Origin of the sequence: Pantoea sp. ICBG 1758, from assembly GCF_002928325.1 — a bacterium.
In the GTDB taxonomy this organism is placed as follows: Bacteria; Pseudomonadota; Gammaproteobacteria; order Enterobacterales; family Enterobacteriaceae; genus Pantoea; species Pantoea eucrina.
In genome coordinates, this window is record NZ_POWL01000006.1 from 78,487 (window position 1) to 97,217 (window position 18,731).

The window sequence follows — 18,731 nt, forward strand, 5'->3', positions numbered from 1 at the left end:
AATAAAGCACCTCGCTTCATTTACAGATTAATGACAGTTACCGCCTTACCAATAAAAATAGATAATTCTTTATTAAACATTATATTCACAACTGAAAGTAATCATATGATGATTGTTTTCTTGCGCAGGATAAAACTCATGTTATGATTGCTGAGCTGTTAAATTGATCGGCGTTTTTACTGCAGCAGCTAACCACTCATTAAGGAGAAGTGATGGTATCTTTAAGTAAGAATCAGACAATTTCGCTGGCGAAATCCAGCAGTGCGATTTCTCAAATTCAGTTCGGACTCGGCTGGGATCCTGCCAAAAAGAAAGGACTCTTTGGCAAACTTCTCGGCGGGGGCGATAGCATTGATCTTGATGCCAGCTGCGTGCTGCTTGACGCGCACGGTGGCGTGGTGGACACCGTCTGGTTCCGCCAGCTTCGTTCAAATGATGGTTCAATAGTCCACAGCGGCGATAACCGTACTGGCGAAGGCGACGGCGATGATGAGGTGATCAAAGCCGATCTGTCGCGTCTGCCAGCCAGCATTGAAAGCCTGGTGCTGACGGTAAACAGCTTTACCGGGCAAACCTTCAACGATGTAGCGAATGCCTTCTGTCGCGTTGTTGATCAGCAGGGCAAAGAGCTGGCGAAATTTACCCTGACCGAGCAGGGCTCGCATACGGCGGTCGTAATAGCTTCACTGCGCCGCAGCGGCGGCGAGTGGAACTTTACTGCGCACGGCAACGCTTCGCGTGCCCGCACCATTCAGGACATGATCCCCGATATTCAGGCGGTACTCTACTGATGAACCTGACGCCAGGGGGCAATGCCCCCGTACCTAATCAATCGCTGGTGGTGCGTGTCTCCTCTGGCGTACCGGTCGATATCTCAGCGTTTCGTCTCTATGACAACGGCAAAGTGCGCGGCGATTCGGACATGGTGTTTTATGGTCAGCGCGAAAATGATGACAGTACAGTGCGTCTTTCCGCGTCCGGCAACGAAACCATGTTTACCGTTAATCTGGCAACGCTGAAAAGCGATGTGCAGAAAATAGCCTTTACCGCCACCTGTGATGCCGGCAAAACCGTTGCGTCACTGGCGCGTCTCGCCATTCAGGTCGAAGCCGGCGGAAGCGTGCTGGTGCAGTGTGATGTTGATACCACCGGACGCAGTGAGGCTGCGCTGATCCTGGGCGAGCTTTATCGTCGTAACGGCGAATGGAAGTTCCGCTTTGTCTCTCAGGGCTTTAACGGCGGCCTGCAGCCGCTGGCTGAACACTTTGGTATAGAAGTGGATGAGAGCAGCGCTGCGCCCGCACCGGCTCCGGCACCAGCACCACAGCCCGTCGTAAATCTGAGCAAAGTCAGTCTGACAAAAGAGAAGCCCTCCATCAACCTGACGAAAAAGGATGACTATGGTCAGATCCGCGTCAACCTGAACTGGAACCAGCGCGCTGCCGGTAACAGCGGCGGCGGTTTCCTGAAGGGCATCTTTAACAATAACAAAGGTGTTGACCTTGATCTGGCTGCGTTTGTGGAGCTGAAAGATGGCTATCGCACTATCGTACAGGCGCTGGGCAACAAATTTGGCAGCTTCCGCAGCGAACCCTTCGTTGAGCTGAAGGGCGATGACCGTACCGGCGCCGTCAGCGACGGTGAGTGGATCCATATCAACGGCAGCGAATGGAAGCAGATCAAAGAAGTCCTAATCTTTACCTTTATCTATGAAGGTGTGCCGAGCTGGGAAAACACTGACGGCATGGTGACCATTCAGGTTCCGGGACAGCCGCCGGTGGAAACCGCGCTTACTGAAGGCAACAACCGGCAAAACATGTGTGCGATTGCCCGTCTGATTAACGACAACGGCGCAATCCGCGTAGAGCGTATCAACCGCTATTTCAGCGGCCATCAGGAACTCGATCAGGCGTTTGGCTGGGGCTTTAACTGGCGCGCCGGTTCCAAGTAATCAGGAGTAATTATGAGCTTTTTTAACTCTCTTAAAGACAAATTTAACGCCGGCCGCGACGAGCTGACAAAACAGGTAAGCCGCTACAAAAACCGCGCCTTTCTCGAAGGCACCGTGGCCGTCTGTGCCCGTATTGCTGTTGCCAGCGACGGCGTCAGCAGCGAAGAGAAGCAGAAAATGATGGGATTTCTGCGCGCCTCTCCGGAGCTGAGTATTTTTGATACCAATGAGGTGATCCAGTTTTTTGAAAAGCTGGTGACCTCATTCTCTTTCGATATGGAAGTGGGCAAGGGTGAGACAATGAAATATATCCTCGCCTTAAAAAATAAACCGGAACAGGCGCAGCTTGCGGTCCGGGTGGGTATTGCCGTGGCCAAAAGCGACGGTGACTTTGACGCCACTGAGCAGGCTAACGCCCGCGAAATTATTCAGGCGCTGGGCTTTCAGCCCGCTGAATTTGGCCTGTAACCGTTACTGACTTTTCTGGAGCTAATAGATGGAATCGACCCATATCGGGTTTCCGATTGAAACGGTAGCGGTGTTTTTACTGCTCTCTGTCGGAGCTATTTTTATCGACCTGTTCATGCACCGGCATGACAAACCTATTTCGCTGAAAAGCGCGGCGGGCTGGTCAGTATTCTGGATCCTGATGGCGCTGGCCTTTGCAGGCTTCCTGTATGTCCATCACGGCGCGGAAGTGGCCAGCCTGTTTGTGACCGGCTATGCGCTGGAAAAAGTCCTGTCGGTAGACAACCTGTTTGTCATGATGGCGATCTTCTCCTGGTTTGCCATTCCTAATAACTACCGTCACCGCGTGCTCTACTGGGGCATTATCGGTGCCATCGTGTTCCGCGGCGTTTTTGTTGCCATCGGTACCGGCCTGCTGGCGCTCGGTCCGTGGGTGGAAGTGGTATTTGCCGTTATCGTAGGCTGGACCGCGGTGATGATGCTGAAAAGCGGCGACGACGATGATGAGATCGAAGATTACTCTCAGCATTTCGCTTACCGCATGGTGAAACGTTTCTATCCGATCTGGCCAAAACTCAAAGGCAGCGCCTTTGTGCTGAGCCAGAAAGAGGTCGATGCTGAACTCGCTAAGCCGGAGAACGCGGATGTGCAGGTAGGTCGCGTAAGCAAAGCGGCCCGCTACGCTACGCCGATGCTGCTCTGTTTAGCTGTGGTTGAACTTTCAGATGTGATGTTTGCGTTCGACTCGGTGCCGGCCGTGATCGCCGTCAGCCGCGAGCCGCTGATTGTGTACAGCGCCATGATGTTCGCTATCCTTGGTCTGCGTACACTCTATTTCGTGCTGGAAGGACTGAAGCAGTATCTGGTGCATCTGGAAAAAGCGGTGATCGTGCTGCTGTTCTTTATCGCCTTCAAGCTGGGCCTGAACGCGACCGAGCACTTCTTCCATCACGGTTACGCTATCGGCGCAACCACCAGCCTCTATGTTGTATTGGGCGTGCTGGCACTGGGGATTATCGCGAGCCTGCTGTTCCCGGGTAAAAAAGAAGAGCAGGCAGAGTAAGTCAGGGCGCGGCCCGGCCGCGCTATTGAATACCGCATACAGCGTATGCACGACGTGAGGAAAATAACATGGCAGTGACTCTCTCTAAAGGCGGCAACGTCTCCCTGGCAAAAGTCGACCCTTCACTGAAAAATGTGAAAATTGGTCTGGGCTGGGATACCCGCTCCACTGACGGTCAGGATTTTGACCTTGACGCCTCCGCTTTTCTGCTCACCGATGCAGGCAAAGTGCGTGGCGATCACGACTTCATTTTTTACAACAATCTGAAATCGGCTGATGGTTCCGTGACCCATACCGGTGACAACCGTACCGGTGAAGGTGACGGGGATGACGAATCGCTGATCGTTGAACTGGACCGCGTACCGCAGGACGTGACCAAAATTGTTTTTGTGGTCACCATTCATGATGCCGCAACCCGCCGCCAGTCATTCGGGCAGGTGGCAAACGCCTTTATCCGTCTGGTCAACAACGACAGCAACGTGGAAGCCGCGCGTTACGATCTGTCTGAAGATGCCAGCACGGAAACCGCAATGCTGTTTGGCGAGCTCTATCGCCACGCGGGCGAGTGGAAATTCCGCGCCGTTGGTCAGGGCTATGCAGGCGGCCTGGCCTCAGTCTGCGCGCAGTATGGTATCAACGCGTCCTGATCCGCAGTCACATACCCATTATCTGCCCGGTCTGGCCGGGCATCAGCCACAAGCAAAGAGGATTTCACCATGGCAGTTAATCTGACAAAAGGCGGTAACGTAAACCTGTCCAAAGAAGCCCCAACCATGACCAAAGCGATTGCTGGTCTGGGCTGGGACTCACGCGTCACCGATGGTCAGGCGTTTGACCTGGATGCATCGGTCTTTCTGGTCGGCGCAGACGGCAAAGTGTTATCCGATCAGCACTTCGTGTTCTTCAACAACGCCACCAGCCCGGACGGCTCTGTCGCGCATCAGGGCGACAACCGCACCGGTGAAGGCGAGGGTGACGATGAGCAGGTAAAAATTTCGCTGGCTACCGTGCCCGCCGACGTGCAGAAAGCCGTTTTTGCGGTAACCATCTACGATGCGGAAGCGCGTAAGCAGAACTTCGGTATGGTCTCTAATGCCTACATCCGTATTGTTAACGAAGACAACAACAGCGAAATCGCCCGTTACGATCTGTCAGAAGATGCCAGCACCGAAACGGCCATGGTCTTCGGCGAGCTCTATCGTCACAACGGTGAGTGGAAATTTAAAGCGGTGGGCCAGGGCTTTGCCGGCGGCCTGAAAGCGCTGGCAGCTCAGCACGGCGTATCCGTGTAACGGACTGCTGCAAAAGAGCCTCTTCCCCGTGAAGGGGCTTTTTTTTGTCTGTTAACCACCCACAGGGAGTGAAATATGGAACTGACCACCGGACAGAATATTGCTCTTAATAGCACGTGTCCTGAACTCTGCCTGACCTGGAAAACCAGGCCTGGATTCAGCAGCGACATTGATGCTTCAGCGTTTTTGCTCGGCGCAAATGAAAAAGTCCTCGGTGATTCGTCGATGATTTTTTTCAACCAGCCGCATAACGAAAACCGCAGTATTGTCATGCACAGCCATGCCGGAGAGGCGCGTTTTCAGATTCAGCTTCACGCGCTACCCGCTGCCGTCATGCGTATTGCTGTTACGCTGGTTATCGATGGCAGCGATACAGTAGGGGGTTTACAGCAGCTTACTCTGCAGTGTGGTGAACATCGCTACGATATCGCACCCGGCGATCGACGCGAGAAAGCCCTGATTGTCTGCCATCTCTATCGTCATAACGAACAGTGGAAACTGCGAGCGGTCGGGCAGGGATTTGATGGAGGCCTTCATCCGCTGGCGCTGCATTTTGGCGTGGATGTAGCAGAACCTGTGATCGCATCAGTACCCGCGGTTAGCCTGGAGAAGAAGCTTGAAAAACTGCCGCAACTGGTCAGCCTGGCAAAACCAATCCGCGTCAGTCTGGAGAAACACCGGCTCTCAGAAGTTAAAGCGCAGGTCGCCTTTGTGCTGGATGCGTCAGGCTCCATGACGGCACAGTTTAAGCGCGGTAATGTGCAGAAGGTGCTGGAGCGGGTAGCGGCGCTGGCCGTGCAGTTTGATGATGACGGCAGCATGCCGGTCTGGGCGTTTGGCGAAAAATTTCGTCAGTACGAGGATGTGTCACTGGATAACCTTGAGGGTTACATCGATCGTATTCGCAACGACGGCAGGCGGACGATGTGGGAAATCCTGCCGGGTCTGGGCGGCACGAACAATGAGCCACCGGTACTGGAAGCGATTAACAATACCTATCGCGACGCCACACTACCGGTGTATGTGGTCTTTATTACCGATGGCGGCATCAATAAAACACGCCTTATCAAAGAGAAACTCAGAGAGTCCGCCACACTGCCAGTTTTTTATAAATTCTTAGGCCTGGGCGGCAATAATTATGGCGTGCTGGAGCGTCTGGATACCTTTACCGATCGCCTGATCGACAATACACATTTTTTTCCGGTTGATGATGTCGGAAATATCAGCGATGAGCAGCTTTACGACTGGCTGCTGGTGGAGTTTCGTGACTGGCTGGATGCAGCAAAGCAAAAACGTATTCTGCGATAAGGTACGGCAGAGCGTTTTTCCTGCCGCTGCGGTTTACAGTCAGAACGCTGCAAGTTTTATGCAAATCAATGTCAATACGGTATCAATTGCGGATAACTAAGCGCACAATAGGGGTTCGTCGGCAGCGTTCTGAGCTGCTGACCCACACCCGATATCGGGGGACCTGTAATGAGTTTATATTCTGTCGAGGCCATCTGCGACCTCACCGGCCTTTTACCCGCCACCTTACGCAACTGGAAGCGCGCAGGCCTGATTACCCAGCCACAGCATAATGGTGAATACACCAGCGGACAGCTAACGCGTATCTATAGCGTGCTGGACCTGACGGCTACCGGCAGCACGCTGCCTGAAATTTACGCCTTTCTGCAGGGCAGGTCACCGCTGCCGCAAAATCGCTGGCAATGCCGGCAGGAAGAGATGACGGACCAGCTGCGCGACAGCTCGGATTTAGCGCTGCAGGCGCGCATGCGACAGATGGGCAGCGACTACAGCGGTGATGATTTTGTTAACGCTTATCTGAAGCCGCTGAACCTGCTGCTGCGCAGTGATAACAGCGCAGATTCGGTTATAAAGCAATCACGCTTTCATGATGCCGTAGTTTTTCACGCACGCTGTATCATGCGTGCATCGGAGCGTCGTAAAACTGTCCCTGTTTTTCTGGAAGCTATCAGCGTGACAGACGCAACCGAAATCTGGCTGGAAGCTATTCGCCTGACCGGGCAGGGCTGCCGGGTCGAGATTTCCGAGAATGTGACCGGGTTGCCGGCCACCTCAATTTATCGGCACGATCACCATATGATGTGGTGTGGAGCAGGGATCTCGCAGCTGATGCAGTGGAACTATCGTGAAAAACTGCGCAACGATAAACCGGTGATGCTAAGCGGCCCCGATCGCACATTGCTGACTGCAGCCTGATAAACTTTTACAGCCCGGCTGGCTGCCGGGTTGTACCTGTCGGCTAGCCTTCAGCCACCCTCTGAACACTCTGCCCATCAACTTCTGCACCCATAAAATCTGGTATCACCCGCACACTTTAGCAAAATAGTGGCCTGAACCTTTCTAACCCCCTCCGTTTGTGCATAATAATATGTTATTGCTAAACCGATTTAGCTTGCGATCAGGAGAAGTGAAATGGTCAAACGGGTATGGTGTCTGGGCGATGCAGTTGTGGATCTGCTGCCGGAGTGTGATAACAGATTGATTCAGTGTCCCGGCGGTGCGCCCGCCAATGTGGCGGTGGGTATCGCCAGGCTTCAGGGCAACAGCGGCTTTATTGGTAAAGTAGGCGGCGATCCCTTTGGCACGTTCCTGATTGATACGCTTAATGCCGAGCAGGTAAACACCGAGTTTATGCAGCCAGATAACACGCAGCGCACCTCGGTTGTCGTGGTGGCGCTGGACGCAGACGGTGAGCGCAACTTTACTTTTATGGTGCGTCCTTCAGCAGATCTGTTTATCGAAACGCACGAGCTGCCAGCTTTCCGGGCGGGCGAATGGCTGCACTGCTGTTCGATTGCACTGCTCAGAGATCCCTCACGAAACACCACGCTGACGGCGATGCAGCAACTGCATGAAGCGGGCGGCTTTGTGAGTTTTGACCCCAACATCCGGCACGATTTATGGGCAGATGAAGCGGAGCTGCGCGACGCGCTTGCCCGCGCGCTGGCTCTTGCTGACGTAGTAAAGCTTTCAGAAGAAGAGCTGACCTTTATCTGTAACACCAGCGATATCGCGGCAGGTATGCAGCAGCTGGCTGAGCAATATGCTATCAGGCTTATTCTGGTTACCCAGGGCCGCCAGGGCGTGCAGGCATGGTCCCGTGGCACGCTGCAGCACTATCCGACGCGCCCGGTTGTCAGTGTGGATACGACCGGCGCCGGAGACGCTTTTGTTGCCGGGCTGCTGTGGCATTTAGCCGGTCAGGGTTTGCCGCAGGATGACGTGCAGCTCAGAGAGTGTCTGGAGCGCGCGCAGATCTGCGGCGGGCTGGCAACCACGGCGAAAGGCGCAATGACCGCGCTGCCTTATCTTGATCAGCTGCAGCAGCAGCTTGCCTGATTAAAGGGGGGCTTGAAGGCCATTAGCACCGTGCCGGGAGCAGCAGGCCGGCCGGTAAGCAGGATGTAAGATTACAGCGAGGAAAAGCATAGCAGGGACATGTCATGTTTAATGCTGTTGTTTCAGCCAGTGATTGGTTTTTTTTCATCCTGACAGGGTTATGATTTTTGCTATCCATGTACAGCACTTAAATTCAGGGGCCGTTATGCTTGCTATCCGTTTATCTGATGACATTGAGTCCCGTCTGGACTCGCTGGCGAAAAAAACCGGTAGAACAAAGACGTTCTATGCACGCGAAGCTATCCTTACGCATCTTGAAGATCTTGAGGATTATTACTTAGCAGCGGAAACAGTTGAGCGCATCAGGCGTGGAGAGGAATCCATGCATTCGTCCGAAGACGTGAGGAAGTCACTTGGTCTGGACGATTAATTACTCTGAGCGTGCACTGAAAGTGTTGCGTAAAATGGATAAGCAAAATGCGCGACGAATAGTGGATTTTATGAACATACGCATTGCTGCTTCGGTAGATCCGCGCCAGTCAGTGAAGCCGCTAAAAGGTGATTTAGGTGAGTTTACACCCGTCGCAGATCCTGTCCATTAGCTCCATAAATACCCGCCTTCATATTTTCATAGCTAACAGTTTATCGGTAAGCACACCCGCCCTGAATCCGCGATTTTCAGGTCCGTTTTTCAGCTTAATAATTTAGCAGGGAAACTATCCAGGGTATGATGCGCGCTGGTTAACCTTACTGCTCAAAAGGAATTGGCGTGGAAATCATCGGTGACAATACTCTGGTCACAAGTCTCAGAGGCACATACAAAACCGTTCAGTGTCGCGGCGAACAGCGGAAGCACTGGCTTGAGCTTCAGTTCGTAGATGAGAACAATAGCCCGGTTACCGGGCTGAACGTTAGGCTGGAGTACCATCCGCTTGCCTCTTCGGTGTTCCTCGCTCTGCAGGATATGCTGGGCATTTCGCTGATGGAGACCCGGAAACTGCCGGGCGTGGAGCATGCCCTGGCCCGCTTTAATTTCGTTGCTGAGAAAGAAGTTAAAATTCCTCAGTAAAAACGTGGGTGTCGTGGTGGTTGTAACGCTGCTTACCGGATGTGATAACCGGCCTGACAGGACGCTGACGGAGTTATTGCTAAAACTATTTCGTTCCATCGGACCTCAAACCCTCTTAAACGACACCATTCCGCAACCCGGCTGTTTTCGCAACTGAGCATCAGGCAGCACGCGTTTATTTATCCTACCCCTTTAAAGCTGAAACGATTAAATCAAATGCCATCATTTCAGCTTGATTTCTCTCTCTGGGCGTCCAAAAACGCCGTCTTAACCTCTCAAAATGTGATCTAACCCAAATTTACAGAGATTCTTGACGGTATAACCGACCGAAGTGAAGCACCTCACGGTTTCATTTCCCTCATGTTTGTACGCTTAGCTGACATTAGCTAAATCAATTCAGCAAAGGATGCATCATTATGAAATTAGCATTATTGGCCGGTGTGGTCATGGCGGGGATCAGCGTTCAGGCAGCAGCACAGACATGGGTGCTGACGGATGCTGAAGCAAGTACAGAGAAGGGAAACTGGCACATCGACAGCAAAACGCTGAAGCTGGGCGGCCAGCCGTTCAGCATCGAACAAAAAGTGCTGCATGGCGGCAAACAGGAAGGTTCGAAAGTCATTACGATTACCAGTCCGGAGGGCCTGACCATCGCGCTCAGCCCGACGCGCGGGATGGATTTACTGTACGTCAGGGGACACGACGTGCGTCTGGGCTGGGATTCGCCGGTAGATGAAGTGGTCAACCCGGCCTATATCAATCTGGAGAGCCGCAACGGTCTCGGCTGGCTTGATGGCTTTAATGAAATGATGGTGCGCTGCGGCTATGAGTGGACCGGGCATCCGGTCACTAAAGATGGCCGCATCTATACGCTGCACGGTAAAGCGGGCAACACACCCGCTTCGCAGGTTGAAGTCACCGTGGATGATAAAGCCCCGCATGAAATCCGCATTCGCGGCCTGCTGAAAGAGCATACGTTCAAAAAATCGAACCTCGCCACCTGGACAGAGCTCCGTTACGTGCCGGGTACAGATGCCTTCACACTGCATGATGTGTTAACCAACCACGGCGATTATCCGCAGGATTATCAGATCATCTATCACAGCAATTTCGGCACGCCGATTCTGGAGAAAGATGCCCGCTTTATCGCACCGCTGAAATCTGTCTCGCCTTTTAACGATTACGCGCAGAAAGGGCTGAATAGCTGGAACGTCTATGATGCGCCTGCCAGAGATTTTGATGAGATGGTATTTAACCTGGTGCCGAAAGCGGACAGCAACGGAAAAACGCTGGCGGCGGTGGTTAACAGCAAAGGCGATAAAGGGGCATCAATCGAGTTTGATACCCGCCAGCTGCCGGTGCTGACCATGTGGAAAAACACCGACACGCTTAAACAGGGCTACGTTACCGGTATTGAACCCGGTACCAGCTATGCCTATCCGGTCACCATTGAAAAAGAGCAGGGCAGGGTTAAGCAGCTACAGCCGGGCCAGAGCACCACGTTTGAGCTGACTTACACGCTGCTGAAAGATGCTGACGCCGTCAGCAAAACGGAACAGCGTATCGGGCAGATTCAGGGCGATGAAAAAGTCACCGTAGATCAGGCGCCGATTGCTAAAGAGTAACCGCATGGAGCAGAGCCTGGCTCTGCTCTTTTTTCCCTCTTTCTCCTGCTTCTCTCTCCCCCATGTATTACCCACCTGAGACGTCCCTTTGCGTTTTCCTGCGCTATTTTGCGATGTACTTCACATCACTTAAAACGGTTTAGCAAAATCAGTTGCGCACAGTAACAAAGTTCATCAGGATTCAGCTACTAAACCGGTTTAGCAAAAAACAATATCTGATAATAGCTACCTCTCAGGGACGCCATACCATGAAAAAAAGCATCCTCGCCCTTACCCTCAGCGCCTTATTAAGTTCAGGAACAGCGTGGTCCGCCACCGATATGAGCAGTATTGAAGCGCGTCTTGCAGCAATGGAAAAACGTCTCGCGGCGGCAGAACAGCGTGCTGACCTTGCAGAAACCCGCGCAAAAGCAGCAGAAAAACAGGCACAAATGCTGGCCACCGCCCAGCAGAAAAATCAGACGGCGGTTGCCCGGGTTGAACAGCGTACGGCAAAAGCCGCACCCGCGACGACAGGCAGCGAGGATAGCGGATTTGAGTTTCATGGTTATGCCCGCTCCGGCCTGCTGATGAACAGTTCAGCGGCCAAAACGCAGGGTGGTCCGACCGTTACGCCGGCTGGCGAGACCGGAGGACATGTGGGCCGGCTGGGCAACGAGCCTGACACCTATGTTGAACTGAATCTGGAGCACAAACAGACGCTGGCAAACGGAGCCACCACCCGCTTTAAAGCGATGCTGGCGGACGGGCAGCGTACTTACAATGACTGGACAGCGGCCAGCAGCGATCTCAACCTGCGTCAGGCATTTGTTGAGCTGGGGCAGCTGCCCACTTTCTCCGGCGCTTTCAAAGACTCTACCGTCTGGGCGGGTAAACGCTTCGATCGCGATAACTTTGATATTCACTGGATCGACTCCGACGTCGTGTTTCTTGCGGGTACCGGTGCCGGGATCTACGACATGAAGTGGGGCGAAACCACACGCAGTAACCTGTCACTTTACGGACGTACCTTTGGTGATATCGAAAATAATGAAAACACCGCGCAGAACTACATTCTTTCACTGAATAACTTCACCGGACCGCTGCAGCTGATGCTCAGCGGCATGCGCGCTAAAGATAATGACCAGCGCACCGATATCGAAGGAAATCGCGTGAAAAGCGACGCGGCTAACACCGGCGTGCACGTATTAGCGGGCATCCATAACGATACTTTCTACGGCCTGCGCGAAGGCTCGGCTAAAACGGCCCTGCTCTACGGCCACGGTCTGGGCGCGGAAGTGAAAACGCTGGGATCTGACGGTGCGCTGCTGCCGGAAGCCGATACCTGGCGCCTCGCAAGCTACGGCATTACGCCGCTGGGCGGCGGCTGGCATATTGCGCCAGCACTGCTGGCACAGAGCAGCAAAGATCGCTACGTCAAAGGCGACAGCTATGAATGGGCGACCGCGAACCTGCGCCTGATTCAGGAATTCACGCAGAACTTTGAGATGCAGTATGAAGGCTCATATCAGTACATGGATCTGCGGCCTGAAGGCTACAACAGCCGCAATGCCGTGAGTGGCAATTTTTACAAGCTCACCGTAGCGCCGACGCTGAAAGCCAGCGACGTCGGCGACTTCCTCAAGCGCCCTGAAATCCGTCTGTTTGCCAGCTGGATGGACTGGGATCACCGTCTGGATAACTATGCGGGCGATGACGCCTTTGGCAGCAGCGGCTTTAAAGCTGGCGGCGAGTGGAACTTTGGCGTGCAGATGGAAACCTGGTTCTGATTCTCCGGCCCCTGCGGGGGCCACATTATGGCAGGCATAACAACGAAAAACAGAGGTTACTATGGATGTTGTACAGATCTCCCGCGCGCTGCTGCCGCTGCTGGGAGGCCGGGAAAATATTGCCAGCGCGGCGCACTGCGCTACCCGTCTGCGTCTGGTACTGGTGGATGATGCCAAAGCAGATACCGCCGCGATCGGTAAACTCGATGGCGTAAAAGGGTGCTTCCGCAATGCCGGACAGCTGCAGGTCATTTTTGGCACCGGCGTGGTGAATAAGGTGTATGCTGCCTTTATCCGCGAAGCCGGCATCAGCGAAACCAGTAAGTCAGAAGCAGCAGATATCGCTGCACGTAAACTCAATCCTTTTCAGCGTATTGCGCGTCTGCTGTCGAATATTTTTGTTCCGATTATTCCGGCCATTGTCGCCTCAGGTCTGCTGATGGGGCTGCTCGGCATGGTGAAAACCTACGGCTGGGTTAATCCGGAAAATGCACTCTATATCATGCTGGATATGTGCAGCTCAGCGGCATTCATCATTCTGCCAATCCTGATCGGATTCACTGCCGCACGTGAGTTTGGCGGCAATCCGTTTCTCGGGGCGACGCTGGGCGGGATCCTGACGCATCCGGCGCTGACCAACGCCTGGGGCGTGGCGGCTGGTTTCCATACCATGAACTTCTTTGGTATCGAAGTCGCGATGATTGGCTATCAGGGCACGGTGTTCCCGGTACTGCTGGCGGTATGGTTCATGAGCGTACTGGAGAAACAGCTACGCCGGGTGATCCCCGACGCGCTGGATCTGATCCTGACGCCATTCCTGACGGTGATTATCTCCGGTTTTGTAGCGCTGCTGATTATCGGTCCGGCCGGGCGCGCGCTGGGTGACGGGATCTCCTTTGTCCTGAGCACGCTGATCGCCCACGCCGGCTGGCTGGCGGGATTACTGTTTGGTGGTCTCTACTCTGTCATTGTGATCACCGGCGTACACCACAGCTTTCACGCTATTGAAGCGGGGCTGCTGGGCAACCCGTCTATCGGCGTGAATTTCCTGCTGCCGATCTGGGCGATGGCTAACGTCGCACAGGGCGGGGCGTGCCTGGCGGTATGGTTAAAATCAAAAGATATTAAGATTAAAGCTATCGCGCTTCCCTCCGGCTTCTCGGCGCTGCTGGGGATTACCGAAGCAGCCATTTTTGGTATCAACCTGCGCTTTATGAAACCTTTCGTAGCGGGGCTGATTGGCGGTGCGCTGGGAGGTGCATGGGTTGTCTCGGTGCATGTTTATATGACGGCTGTAGGCCTGACCGGTATTCCGGGCATGGCGATTGTGCAGGCCAGCTCGCTGCTCAATTACGCCATTGGTATGGTGATCGCTTTCAGCGCAGCCTTTGTTATCTCTTACCTGCTTAAATACAAAACGGACGCAGAATAATGGCCTCATTAAACCTGTTCCCCGCTATCCTGCAGGCGGTCATGCGCGGTCAGCCGCGCGCGCTAAACGATGCGCACTATCCCGGCTGGCATCTTGCGCCTGTAACGGGTTTGCTGAACGACCCTAACGGCTTTATCCACATTAACGGACGCTATCACCTCTTCTACCAATGGAACCCGCTGAGCTGCCAGCATCAGCATAAATGCTGGGGGCACTGGAGTTCAGCGGACCTGCTGCAGTGGCAGCATGAGCCGATCGCGCTGATGCCGGATGAAGAGTATGACCGCAGCGGCTGCTACTCCGGCAGCGCCGTGGACAATCACGGTGCGCTCACGCTGGTTTACACCGGTAATGTGAAGTTTGACGATGGCAGCCGTACCGCGTGGCAGTGCCTGGCGGTACAGAATGAAGCAGGAGGTTTCGATAAGCTGGGACCCGTTATTGCGCTGCCTGAAGGGTATACCGGACACGTCCGCGATCCAAAAGTGTGGCGGCATGGTGAGAGCTGGTACATGGTGCTGGGGGCACAGGACAATGCGCTGCAGGGCAAAGTTCTGCTGCTGCGCTCTGACGATATGCACACGTGGCACAGGCTCGGGGAGATTGCCGGCAGCGGCCTTAACGGGCTGGGTGCGGCAGGATATATGTGGGAGTGCCCCGATCTCTTCACGCTGGGCGACAGTACGTTTCTTATCTGCTGTCCGCAGGGGATCACGCCTGAAGAACAGCGTTTTCTCAATGCGCATCCCAGTGCATGGCTGGCAGGCGATCTGGACTATGACACCGCCCGCTTTACGCACGGCGACTTTCATGAGCTGGATGCCGGCTTTGAGTTCTACGCACCGCAGACCACACTGACCGCCGATGGCCGTCGCCTGCTGGTAGCATGGATGGGGGTGCCGGACGGTGAAGAGAGATATCAGCCTACTATCGCCCGCGGCTGGATCCACCAGATGACCTGTATCCGCGAGCTGGGAACGCGTGACGGCAAACTCTACCAGCGGCCGGTAGCTGAGCTGCAGGCGCTGCGCGGTGAGGAGCACGCTTTTCAGGGTCTGGCTGCAGATGCCCCCTTTATTGCCGCGCGACGGCTTGAGCTGGAGCTGACCGGTACGGGCGGTATCACGCTTGATTTTGCCAACACGCTGCTGCTGGAGTGGCATAGCAGCGGACTGCGTCTTGCGCGTCGCAGCCTGTCGAACGGGGAGTGGCACTATCGCTACTGGCAGGGAGCAGTGACGCAGCTGCAGATTTTATGCGACCACTCCAGCGTAGAGATTTTTATCAACGAAGGCGAGGGCGTGATGAGCAGCCGCTATTTTCCGGCAGCGGAGGCGCAACTCAGGCTGATCGGGGACACAGAAGTTACCGCGCGCTACTGGCCGCTGCGACGCTGCGTGGTACAATAAGTTATTGTTTCCCTGACTGATGCCATGACGTGAGAAAAACCAAACGCGTAACCATTACCGATATCGCCGCGCTGGCTGGCGTCTCGAAAGCGACCGCCAGCCTGGTGCTGAACGGCCGGGGTAAAGAGCTGCGCGTCGCCAAAGAGACGCGCGAGCGCGTGCTCTCCCTGGCCCGTGAGCATCATTATCAAGCCAGTATTCATGCGCGTCTGCTGCGCGATAATCGCAGCCATACGCTGGGTCTGGTGGTGCCGGAGATCACCAATCACGGTTTTGCCGTATTCTCAGACGCACTGGAAAACCTTTGCCGCGAAGCGGGACTACAGCTGCTGATCTCCTGTACGGATGAAAATGCCGGCCAGGAGCGGGTTGTCGTGGATAACCTGGTCGCCCGCCAGGTGGACGGGCTGATTGTCGCCTCCAGCATGTCCGGCGACAGCGACTATGTAAAACTCAGCGAACAGCTGCCGGTCGTACTGTTTGACCGCTATATGAATGATACGCAGCTGCCGCTGGTGATCACGGATGCGGTTACGCCTACTGCCGAATTAGTGGCGCAACTGGCGCGCGCTAATCCGGAAGAGATCTATTTCCTTGGCGGTCAGGCGCGCCTCTCTCCGACGCGCGATCGCCTTGCCGGCTTTCTGCAGGGGCTGGAGCTGGCGGGCGTCACGCCCCGACCGGAGTGGATTATTCATGGTAACTATCACCCCAGCAGCGGTTATGAGATGTTTGCCGCGCTCTGCGCCCGACTCGGTCGTCCGCCACAGGCGATCTTCACCGCCGCCTGCGGCTTGATGGAAGGGGTGCTGCGTTACATGAGCCAGCATCATCTGCTCAACAGCAACATCCGCATCGCCAGTTTTGATGACCACTATCTCTATGATTCACTGTCGGTAGCGATTGATACCGTCGAACAGGATGTACCGCGACTGGCGCAGGAGTGCTTTGCGTTGCTGAGCGCGCTGATTGCTGGCGATGAGCCTGCCAGTAACCGCAGAGTGCTGCCGGCCACACTCCGGCTGCGTCACGCATAGCGGCGCTTGTGATCGGAGCAGAGGCAACAGTTTGCGAAAAAGCTGAAGAAGTGTTGCGATAACCCCCATAGCGCATCTGCCAGACTGCGCGGGATAAAATCAAACTGCAAACGTCGGGGTTCCGGCTGGTTTATCAGGTGATCGACGATCAGCTGATCATCGCAGTCGGAAAGCGCGAACGCAGCGATGTGTATCATCCTGCCAGTGAGAGAATGCGATAGCATTAGATTTGCAATGGTAATTACGCATTCCACCCTGCACCGGGCGAAATAAGCTATATCTGCTCTCTTTAAGCGGGCTCCTGATACGGTTTTATTAACCAATCAGAGCGGGTTTACGTTTAATCACAGTGCAAACGCTAATGAGAAAAAGACGATATATCTGGAAAACACTCCCGATTGCATCCGCACTCGAAAATATCTCTCTTTATATTTGAGTTAGGCCAGACCGGAACGATGCTTTAAGTAATATTACGATTGCATTCTCGTTTTATAGCGCCATCAGGAACTTTCTGATTGTTAAGGTGATATTCTGTGCAGGCAAACTGACAGGAAACAGACAATCACTTTAACTTAAGTCTTTATAATGGCACATACAGGGATGGTACTGGCGCTGAGCGTCAGCTTATTAACTGCTTCAGCAGCAGCGGCACCGTTGAATCCGGGCGACCGTGATTATATCCAGAATCAGCAGCAGCAACGTTTACAACAGGATCAGCATCAGCGCGATGCGCTGTGGAACGCGGTGTCGCCTCTGGCCGCCCCAGCCGGGGAGTCAGGCACATCCGGTCCGTGCTTCCCTGTTCATCATATCGTTATCCGTAACGCGTCTTTATTATCGCAGAGCCAGCAGCAGAATATCACCGCCCCCTATATCCATCGCTGCCTGAACTTAACCAATATTAATTCTCTGGTCCACTCAATTTCTGACTGGTATATGCAGCGCGGTTATATTACCAGCAGAGCGTTTTTAACTGAGCAGGATTTATCTTCCGGTGAGCTGGTTATTCCGGTGCTGGAAGGGAAGCTCGACGATATACGCCTGGACGGTGAGCACCCACGTGCGCTGTTAATGGCTTTTCCCGGCCTGAAAGGAAAGATACTCAATCTGCGCGATATTGAGCAGGGCATGGAGCAGATCAACCGCGTGCGCGCAATGCCGGTGCAGATCGAAATTCAGCCCTCTCCTGAAGCAGGTTATTCGGTGGTGAACCTCACGGCTAAGCCGGAATTTCCGCTCAGTACCTTGCTGGGTTTTGACAACAGCGGACAGAAAAGCACCGGTACCGGTCAGATAAACGCCTCGCTTACCGGCAATAACCTGCTGGGTCTCGCCGATCGCTGGTTTATCAGCGGCGCGCGCAGCAGCGCCTTCAGCCAGTGGCGCGATGCGCAGAGTCTGCAGACAGGCTTCAGCGTACCGTACGGCTATGGCCTGCTTGACTATAGCTACAGCTGGAGCAGCTATCACAGCAGCTTCATCAACAATGATTTCACCTGGCTGAGCAACGGTGACAACGTCGCACACCGCCTGAACGGCTCCTGGGTACTTTTCCGCAACGGCGAGATCAAAACCGGCGTCCGGTTTGGACTGAACCACTACAGCAGCCACAACTTCCTCAATAACACGCTGCTCACCGGCAGCAGCCGGAAAATCACCAGCCTGCAGGCGGGTCTGGATCATACGCAGAAAATCTTTGGCGGCGTGGCCACGCTTAACCCGTCGTTCAGTCGCGGCATGTCGTGGTTTGACGCTGAAAGTGATGCGGGCAAAACCGGCGACCTGCCGAAAGCGCAATTTCGCAAGTGGAGCCTCAGCGGCAGCTTTCAGCGTCCGCTAACGAACCGCCTGTGGTGGCTGAGCAGCGTTTACAGTCAGTGGTCGCCTGACCGGCTATACGCCAGCGAGCGCCTGACGCTCGGCGGTGAAAGTTCGGTGCGCGGCTTTAAGGAGCAGTATCTCTCCGGCGACACCGGGGGGTATCTGCGTAACGAACTGAACTACAACCTGTTCACGCTGCCGGTCATTGGCGAAGTCAGCGCGCTGGCGGCAATCGACGGCGGCTGGCTGAAGAGCGATGCGCAGAACCGCGAGTTCACCGGCACGCTGTGGGGCAGCGCGGCGGGTATCAGCACCCGCAACCGTTTTTTCTATACCCAGTACACCCTGGGCATTCCGCTCAGCTATCCCGGCCATCTGCAGCCGGATCGCGTCAGCATTTACGCCCGCGTCGGGCTGGTTTTTTAAGAG

Annotated in this window: 17 protein-coding genes and 1 pseudogene; all 18 read left to right on the top strand. The window is 54.5% G+C overall.

What is annotated here, in order from left to right; all coding sequences use genetic code 11:
- The first annotated feature begins 212 nt into the window (after positions 1-212).
- The 18 genes and pseudogenes from C1Y41_RS17105 to C1Y41_RS17195 all read left to right on the top strand — a co-directional run bounded on the left by C1Y41_RS17105 (position 213) and on the right by C1Y41_RS17195 (position 18,728).
- Positions 213-791, top strand: coding sequence for a TerD family protein (locus C1Y41_RS17105; protein ID WP_094111573.1), 579 nt, complete (start codon positions 213-215; stop codon positions 789-791).
- Positions 791-1,951, top strand: a complete 1,161-nt coding sequence (locus C1Y41_RS17110) for a TerD family protein (protein ID WP_104085945.1) — start codon at positions 791-793, stop codon at positions 1,949-1,951. Before C1Y41_RS17105 ends, C1Y41_RS17110 begins: the two co-directional genes overlap by 1 nt.
- A 12-nt stretch (positions 1,952-1,963) precedes the next feature.
- The gene (locus C1Y41_RS17115; protein ID WP_065648021.1) at positions 1,964-2,419 is read left to right on the top strand and encodes a tellurite resistance TerB family protein; all 456 of its coding nucleotides are present in this window, start codon (positions 1,964-1,966) and stop codon (positions 2,417-2,419) included.
- 28 nt (positions 2,420-2,447) lie between these two features.
- On the top strand, positions 2,448-3,482 hold the full coding sequence (locus tag C1Y41_RS17120; protein WP_065648022.1) for a TerC/Alx family metal homeostasis membrane protein: 1,035 nt from the start codon (positions 2,448-2,450) through the stop codon (positions 3,480-3,482).
- 68 nt (positions 3,483-3,550) lie between these two features.
- Positions 3,551-4,129: a TerD family protein gene (locus C1Y41_RS17125; protein ID WP_040113371.1), complete on the top strand. Its 579-nt coding sequence runs from the start codon at positions 3,551-3,553 to the stop codon at positions 4,127-4,129.
- Positions 4,130-4,198: 69 nt separating this feature from the next.
- Entirely contained in the window at positions 4,199-4,774 is a 576-nt protein-coding gene (locus C1Y41_RS17130; RefSeq protein ID WP_040113372.1) for a TerD family protein, read from the top strand.
- A gap of 75 nt (positions 4,775-4,849) precedes the next feature.
- Positions 4,850-6,082, top strand: a complete 1,233-nt coding sequence (locus C1Y41_RS17135; protein ID WP_065648023.1) for a VWA domain-containing protein — start codon at positions 4,850-4,852, stop codon at positions 6,080-6,082.
- Between the two features lie 168 nt (positions 6,083-6,250).
- Complete coding sequence (locus C1Y41_RS17140) at positions 6,251-6,997, top strand: MerR family transcriptional regulator (RefSeq protein ID WP_065648024.1); 747 nt, start codon at positions 6,251-6,253, stop codon at positions 6,995-6,997.
- A gap of 216 nt (positions 6,998-7,213) precedes the next feature.
- On the top strand, positions 7,214-8,140 hold the full coding sequence (locus C1Y41_RS17145) for an aminoimidazole riboside kinase (RefSeq protein ID WP_104085946.1): 927 nt from the start codon (positions 7,214-7,216) through the stop codon (positions 8,138-8,140).
- A 205-nt stretch (positions 8,141-8,345) separates the two neighbouring features.
- Positions 8,346-8,570, top strand: coding sequence for a DUF6290 family protein (locus tag C1Y41_RS17150; protein WP_065648026.1), 225 nt, complete (start codon positions 8,346-8,348; stop codon positions 8,568-8,570).
- A 339-nt stretch (positions 8,571-8,909) separates the two neighbouring features.
- Positions 8,910-9,209 (top strand): hypothetical protein, encoded by a 300-nt coding sequence (locus tag C1Y41_RS20290; RefSeq protein ID WP_233207456.1) that lies wholly within the window; start codon positions 8,910-8,912, stop codon positions 9,207-9,209.
- 416 nt (positions 9,210-9,625) lie between these two features.
- Positions 9,626-10,834: an aldose 1-epimerase family protein gene (locus C1Y41_RS17165; protein WP_104085947.1), complete on the top strand. Its 1,209-nt coding sequence runs from the start codon at positions 9,626-9,628 to the stop codon at positions 10,832-10,834.
- 248 nt (positions 10,835-11,082) lie between these two features.
- Positions 11,083-12,603 (top strand): carbohydrate porin, encoded by a 1,521-nt coding sequence (locus tag C1Y41_RS17170; RefSeq protein WP_104085948.1) that lies wholly within the window; start codon positions 11,083-11,085, stop codon positions 12,601-12,603.
- Between the two features lie 61 nt (positions 12,604-12,664).
- Complete coding sequence (locus C1Y41_RS17175) at positions 12,665-14,035, top strand: sucrose-specific PTS transporter subunit IIBC (protein WP_065648030.1); 1,371 nt, start codon at positions 12,665-12,667, stop codon at positions 14,033-14,035.
- Complete coding sequence (locus C1Y41_RS17180) at positions 14,035-15,444, top strand: sucrose-6-phosphate hydrolase (protein ID WP_065648031.1); 1,410 nt, start codon at positions 14,035-14,037, stop codon at positions 15,442-15,444. Before C1Y41_RS17175 ends, C1Y41_RS17180 begins: the two co-directional genes overlap by 1 nt.
- Positions 15,445-15,473: 29 nt before the next feature.
- Positions 15,474-16,481, top strand: coding sequence for a substrate-binding domain-containing protein (locus C1Y41_RS17185; protein ID WP_065648032.1), 1,008 nt, complete (start codon positions 15,474-15,476; stop codon positions 16,479-16,481).
- 21 nt (positions 16,482-16,502) lie between these two features.
- Positions 16,503-16,702, top strand: a pseudogene (locus C1Y41_RS17190) (type II toxin-antitoxin system RelE/ParE family toxin); the annotation flags it as partial.
- A 364-nt stretch (positions 16,703-17,066) separates the two neighbouring features.
- The gene (locus tag C1Y41_RS17195) at positions 17,067-18,728 is read left to right on the top strand and encodes a ShlB/FhaC/HecB family hemolysin secretion/activation protein (RefSeq protein WP_233207457.1); all 1,662 of its coding nucleotides are present in this window, start codon (positions 17,067-17,069) and stop codon (positions 18,726-18,728) included.
- Positions 18,729-18,731: the final 3 nt, after the last annotated feature.